The organism is Microbacterium sp. MTN4-26 (assembly GCF_042846595.1).
GTDB lineage: Bacteria > Actinomycetota > Actinomycetes > Actinomycetales > Microbacteriaceae > Microbacterium > Microbacterium luteum.
This window is the reverse complement of the sequence record NZ_BTGO01000020.1, coordinates 58699-65119: the sequence shown is the minus strand read 5'-3', so window position 1 is coordinate 65119 and position 6421 is coordinate 58699. Positions and strand designations below refer to the sequence as shown.

The 6421-nt window shown below is 68.5% G+C and carries 5 protein-coding genes and 1 pseudogene; 2 read left to right on the top strand and 4 right to left on the bottom strand.

The features are described 5' to 3' along the window. Positions 1-1211: DUF222 domain-containing protein (locus ACGG9C_RS15000; RefSeq protein WP_390178797.1), on the bottom strand; the 1211-nt coding region annotated here is incomplete at its 3' end. A 191-nt stretch (positions 1212-1402) separates the two neighbouring features. Then, on the bottom strand, positions 1403-1999 hold the full coding sequence (locus ACGG9C_RS14995) for a TetR family transcriptional regulator (protein ID WP_194384020.1): 597 nt from the start codon (positions 1997-1999) through the stop codon (positions 1403-1405). 73 nt (positions 2000-2072) lie between these two features. On the opposite strand from ACGG9C_RS14995, the gene ACGG9C_RS14990 reads away from it, so the two are divergent. Then, positions 2073-3092, top strand: coding sequence for a zinc-binding dehydrogenase (locus ACGG9C_RS14990; protein ID WP_194384021.1), 1020 nt, complete (start codon positions 2073-2075; stop codon positions 3090-3092). 28 nt (positions 3093-3120) lie between these two features. On the opposite strand, the gene ppsA is transcribed toward ACGG9C_RS14990, so the two are convergent. Together ppsA and ACGG9C_RS14980 are read right to left on the bottom strand one after the other, a co-directional pair. Beyond that, positions 3121-5538 carry a phosphoenolpyruvate synthase gene (gene ppsA, locus ACGG9C_RS14985; protein ID WP_194384022.1) on the bottom strand — a complete coding sequence of 806 codons (2418 nt, stop codon included), beginning with the start codon at positions 5536-5538 and terminating at the stop codon, positions 3121-3123. Next, positions 5535-6032: pseudogene (locus ACGG9C_RS14980) on the bottom strand (kinase/pyrophosphorylase); the annotation flags it as partial. The pseudogene ACGG9C_RS14980 and the gene ppsA, both read right to left, overlap by 4 nt. On the opposite strand from ACGG9C_RS14980, the gene ACGG9C_RS14975 reads away from it, so the two are divergent. Continuing rightward, positions 5920-6414 carry a glycosyltransferase gene (locus ACGG9C_RS14975; RefSeq protein WP_390178796.1) on the top strand — a complete coding sequence of 165 codons (495 nt, stop codon included), beginning with the start codon at positions 5920-5922 and terminating at the stop codon, positions 6412-6414. The pseudogene ACGG9C_RS14980 and the gene ACGG9C_RS14975 overlap by 113 nt on opposite strands. Positions 6415-6421 lie beyond the last annotated feature (7 nt).

Genomic DNA, 6421 nt, shown 5'->3' with positions numbered 1-6421 from the left:
AACGCGCCCATGTTCTCGACGTCGGTCTTACCGCCGAGGGCCCAGTCTTCGCGGTGGTCGATGTCGCATTCGGTGGCGGGTCTGCGGCATCCGGGGAACCGGCACCGGATATCCCGCGCCACCAGATACCGTTTCTGCGCCGGTGTCGCGAAGCGTCGATCGACGGCGAGCACCGTTCCGGTGATGGGGTCGAGGAAGACCCGGTCGAAACCGGGGGCGTTGCCGGCGAGGATCTTCGCCGTCTCCGGATCCACCGCGCACTTCCCGTTCAGCTGCGCCCCACCCAGGGTCGTTCCCGCGAGCGTGGTCGCGGGGACGGTCACCTGCACGTGCCCACGGATCGCACCCAACCCACCCTCGACCCCGGTCGGGTCGACGGAGGGGGAGGCGGTGAGCATCATGTCCAGCAGCAGGTCGGTGCGGATCTGATCCAGCGTCCGCTCATCGAACCACACACTCGGCTCCGAATCGACGTCACCCGTCCCCACGTCGGCACCGTCCGCCTTCGATGCCTCGTCGTCGCCCGTCCGCGTCTCGGTGGTGTTGCGTCGTGCCGCCCGGTCGGCGGCTTTGATCGTCTTCCCCTGCCGGGTGAGCCGGTCGTAGACCCCGTGGACCTCCACGGACGGTCCGATCGCACCGAGCATCGACATCCCATCCCGCAGGTCCTCCACCCAGATGCGTCGGTCCAGCACGGCATCATCGTGACGTTCCTGCATCGACAGAGGGTTGAGGTTCTCCGCGACCTGCTCCGCATACGACCGCACCCTCGCCGCAGACGTCGTCTCCGCATACCCCAGCACGTCCCGCTCGTAGCTCTCTCGAGCCCCCGGGTCGGCAAGCTCCGCACCGGTGTCGACGATCACCTTCACATGTGCCCGGGACACCCGGCCCGCGTGCCACGACTCCCACGCCGCCGGGAACTGGGTCACGGTGCGGTGCGCGTCGAACAGGCGGGTCTGCATCGTGCGGTCACTGACCCGCTTCGCCACCGCAAGCTCCGCCGCCATCGCGCGCAGCGGCATCTCCCGCTCCCGCGTCGACGCATCCCGCAACCGTGCCGTCTGCTGCTGGGCGAGGTCATACGCCTCGGCATACAACCGCTCACGCTCCGCCTGAATCCGCGCCTCCGCCACATCGAACGCCGCGATCTCCGCAACCAGCTCACGCGTGCGAACCCGGTCCGCCCCACCCTGCTGGTCGATCGCCATCACAACCCCCGCTCGATCCCCGACTACTTCGAGCGTAGAACCAACTTCAGACATTGATGCGACGTAATGCGGGGCATGGGGACAAATAATTCATACACAAGTACGAAAATGTGAAGACGTGATCCGATCCCATTGCGATCACCCGACCATCGCAAGTGGAGCGGTTGCACCGCTTCGGGGCGACGCGCCCGCTACCGCGGCGTGACGGATCGCAGCCCGTCGGCGATCGGGGCCATCCGGCGCCGAACGTAGGCATCCAGCGGCTCGTCGATATCGCTCGTCGTCCATTCGTCGGTGCAGTGCGCGGCAGCGGCAACGAGGGCATGGGCGAGCAGGTCGACGAGTCCCGAATCCACCTCCGGCGCTCGTGCGGCCGCCGCGTCGCGCAGATGGTCCGTCAGTTGCGTGACGGACAAGGACATGAAGGCACGCAGCTCCTCGTCCTGGTCCACGACGCGGCGGCGACGCTGGAGCTGCTCCCGCTCCGCGGCGTCGTATCGGGCATGGAGAAGGATCGCCCTCAGGATCAGGTCGACCACCGAGTCCGGCGTCTCTTCGTCGGCGAGCGCATCAGCGGCACGCTCGGCGCGTCGATCGAAGTCCTTCCACAGCAGGTCTCGTTTGGACGGGAAGTAGGAGAAGAGCGTCGTGCGGCTGATCCCCGCGGCCTGCGCGACCTCACTCAGCGAGGTCTTCGCGTAGCCCTGGGCGAGGAAGAGCTCGATGGCGACGTCGCGGATCTCTTCGTGCGAGCTTTCGCGGGGACGCCCGCGACCACGAGCGGTCATCGCCCCAGTTTCCCCTATGTCTTATTTTCCGAACTATGTACAGTTATTCGCGCATCGGACGAAAGGACGAACAATGAAGTCAGTGCACGTGACGGGACCCGACACCGTCTCCTGGGTGGAGGTCGCCGAACCCGAGGTCGGCGCCAACGATGTGCTCCTCGCCGTGAGGGCGTGCGGCATCTGCGGCTCAGACGCCTTCTACACGCACGTGGGCGGCATCCCGCCCCGCCAGGGCGCGACCCCCCTTGGCCACGAACCCGCCGCGGAGGTGACGGCCGTCGGCTCCGCGGTCGAGGGCATCCACGTCGGCGACCACGTCGTGATCGACACGATGCGTTTCCAAGACGGACTACTGGGCAGCGGCGGTGCGCAGGGCGCCCTGACTCCGACAGTGCTCGTGAAGGACTTCCAGCCCGGGGTGCAGCTGCGCGTCATCCCCGACGACATTCCCTGGGAGGTCGCGGCTCTCAACGAGCCGATGGCCGTCGCCCATCACGCCGTCAACCGCTCCGGGGCTGCGGAGGGGGATCGGGTCGCGGTCTTCGGTGCCGGCCCGGTCGGGCTCGGCGTGCTCCTGTCGCTGAAGTCCAAGGGCGTCGCGCACGTGGTCGTCGTCGACATCCAGCCGGGCCGCCTCGACAAGGCGCTCGCGATCGGAGCCGACGCCGTGATCAACTCCGCCGAGGAGGACGTCGCCTCCCGCCTGGCGGAACTGCACGGTGCCGAGGCGGACCCGTTCGGCCGCCAGCAGCACGCCGCAACCGACATCTACATCGACGCCGCGGGCGTGCCGAGCGTGCTCGAGACCGTCTTCGCGTGCGCGAAAAGCCGGGCCGTGCTGACCATCCCCGCGGTGCACAAGCAGCCCGTTCCGGTCGACTTCGGGCAGATCCTGCGCAGCGAGATCGACATCCGCATGTCGATGGGCTACCCCACGGAGATCTTCGAGGTCACCGACGCGATCATCGCGCATCCCAGGAAGTACGCGCAGATCATCAGCGACGTGCTCCCGTTCGAGCGCGCGCTCGAGGCGCTGGAGCTGGCGAAGACGCCGGGCGCAGCCGACAAGGTCGTGGTGACCTTCGGCGACTGACCCGTGGCCCGCACCGATGCCCCCGGGGCTACGACTGGTGCTCGTAGGCCGGCGCAGGCGTCTCGACCCCGGGGCTGTCGTTCGCCGCGAGCGCGAGCCAGGTCTCGACGACCGTGTCGGGGTTGAGCGAGAGCGACTGGATGCCGCGGCCGACGAGCCACTGCGCGAAGTCCGGGTGATCGCTCGGCCCCTGTCCGCAGATGCCGACGTACTTGCCCTGTCGCCGACACGCGTCGATGGCCGTGCCGAGCAGGTGCAGCACGGCGGGATCGCGCTCGTCGAAGGCTGATGCCATGAGAGACGAGTCGCGGTCCAGCCCCAGGGTCAGCTGCGTCATGTCGTTGGAGCCGATCGAGAACCCGTCGAAGTGCTCGAGGAATTGCTCTGCGAGCACGGCGTTGGCGGGCAGTTCGCACATCATGACGACGCGAAGCCCGTTCTCGCCGCGGCGCAGGTCGTTCTGCGCGAGCAGGTCGACGACGGCCTTCGCCTCGCCGACCGTTCGCACGAACGGCACCATGATCTGCACGTTGGTCAGTCCCATGTCATCGCGCACCCGGCGCAGGGCCTCGCACTCCAGGTCGAAGCACGCGCGGAAATCCGGAGAGACGTAGCGGGCGGCGCCGCGGTATCCGAGCATCGGATTCTCTTCGTCGGGCTCGTAGAGCGACCCCCCGATGAGGTTGGCGTACTCGTTCGACTTGAAGTCCGACAGGCGCACGATCACCGGCTCCGGCGCGAAGGCAGCGGCGATCATGGACACGCCCTCGGCCACGCGCTGGATGAAGTACTCCTTGGCCGACGGATACGCGGCGGTGCGCTCCCGGATGTCCTCGGCGAGCGCACCGTCGAGCCGGTCGAGTTCCAGCAGGGCCCGAGGGTGGATGCCGATCTGACGGTTGATGATGAACTCCAGCCGAGCCAGGCCCACACCCGCGTGCGGCAGACGCGAGAAGGCGAACGCCTGGTCGGGGGTGCCGACGTTCATCATCACCTTGACGGGGGCCGCCGGCATCCGATCGAGCTCGGTCTGCTCCTCGGCGAACTGCAGGAGCCCGTCGTACACGAGACCGTCATCACCCTCGGCGCACGAGACGGTCACCTCCTGGCCGTCTTTCAAGGCATGGGTGGCCACGCCGGTGCCGACGACGGCGGGGATGCCGAGCTCGCGGGCGATGATCGCGGCGTGGCAGGTGCGTCCGCCGCGGTCGGTGATGATCGCCGAGGCGCGCTTCATGATCGGCTCCCAGTCGGGATCGGTCATGTCGGCCACCAGCACGTCGCCGTGGGCGAAGTCGTGCATCTGGTCGATCGAGGTGAGCACCCGCACGCGGCCGGAGCCGATACGCTGCCCGATCGCGCGCCCCTCGACGAGCACCGCACTTCGCTCGGCGAGCACAAAGCGGCTCAGCACGTTCGCGGATTTCCGCGACACGACGGTCTCGGGGCGCGCCTGCAGCACGTAAATCTGGCCGTCGTTGCCGTCTTTGCCCCACTCGATGTCCATGGGGCGGCCGTAATGGGCCTCGATGACGAGGGCGATCCGGCCGAGCTCCTGCACCTCCGCATCGGTGATCGAGAAACGCGAGCGTTCGGCGGCATCCACCTCGACGAAAGCCGTGCTGCCGTCGACGTGCTGCCCGTTCGCGTAGCGCATGGCGATCGCCTTCTCACCGACGCTGCGCTTGAGGATCGCGGGGCGGCCGGCACGCAGACCCGGCTTGTAGACGTAGAACTCGTCGGGGTTGACGGCGCCCTGCACGACCGCCTCGCCGAGGCCGTAGGAGCTCGTGACGAACACCGCGTCATCGAAGCCCGACTCGGTGTCGAGGGTGAACATCACGCCCGAGGCCCCGATGTCGGAGCGCACCATGCGCTGCACTCCGGCCGAGAGGGCGACGTCGTGGTGGTCGAAGCCGTGGTGCACGCGGTAAGCGATCGCTCGGTCGTTGTAGAGCGAGGCGAACACACGACGGATCGCGCTCAGGATGTTCTCGATGCCGCCGATGTTGAGGAACGTCTCCTGCTGACCGGCGAACGAGGCGTCGGGGAGGTCTTCGGCGGTGGCGCTGGAGCGAACAGCCCACGTGACCGCCGTGGGATCGGACTCACCCGCGACGAGGTCCGCGTAGGCCGAGCGGATGTCGGCTTCGAGGTCGGCGGGGAACGGCTGCTCCTCTATCCAGGCACGAACACGCGCGCCCAGGTGGGTGAGCGCCGCGACGTCGTCGATATCGATGCCCTCGACGGCGGCGCGGATGCGAGCGTCGAGCTCGCCCTCGGCGAGAAACCGCTCGAAGGCGTCGGCGGTCGTGGCGAAGCCCGGGGGAACCCGGATGCCCGCGGACGCCAGGTGAGACACCATCTCGCCGAGCGACGCATTCTTGCCGCCCACCTGGGCGAGGTCGTTCATGCCGATCTCGTCGAAACGCAGGATGTTGGTCATGGGCTGGGCCTTTCGTGGGGTCGGTCGCGCAGATTCATGGACTGCAGGATCACGGCGGACATCTCCTCGACGCTGCGGGTCGCGGAGCTGAGGAACGGAAGGTGCGTGCGGCGGTAGAGGTCTTCGGCCCGGCGGAGCTCGAGCGTGCACTGGGCGAGGCTCGCGTAGGTGGAGTTCGGGCGGCGCTCGTGGCGCACCTGGCTGAGACGGAGCGGAGTGGTGGTCAGCCCGAAGCAGCGGTCTGCGTGCGGGGCGACGATGCGCGGCAGACCGTCGGTCGGAAAGTCGTCGTCAGTGAGCGGATAGTTCGCGACAAGGAGCCCGTAGTGGAGGGCCAGGTACATCGTCGTCGGCGTCTTCCCGCACCGCGAGGGCGCGACGATGATCACATCGGCGCTCGCCAGGTCGCGCCCGCTCTGGCCGTCGTCGTGTTCGATCGCGTACTCAACGGCCCGCATGCGGCGGAAGTACTGCTCGAGGTCCCCGAGCCCGTGGTACTGCCCGGAGCGCGTCTCGGCGGAGAACATCCATGTCACCGATCTGCTGCCCGCACACCGGTTGGGCGGGCTCGTCGACGCGGCCGTCATCCACGGCGGCCAGGGCACGGTGCAGACCGCCTGTGCCACCGGTGTGCCTTTCGTCGGGATGGGCCTGCAGCCCGAGCAGACGTGGCATGTGCGGGCGTGCGCGTCCCGCGGCAACGCGATCGCCCTGTCACGGAAGGATGCGGGCACGCCGGCCTTCCTCGACGCCGTGCGGCACGTGCTCGCCGACCCGGGCATCGGTCTGGCGGCCGACGAGGTGCGCGACGCCTACGAGGGTGCCGACGGCGCCGCCGCGACCGCGCGCCTCATCGAGGCGGCCCTCGCCGCCTGAGTCGCGT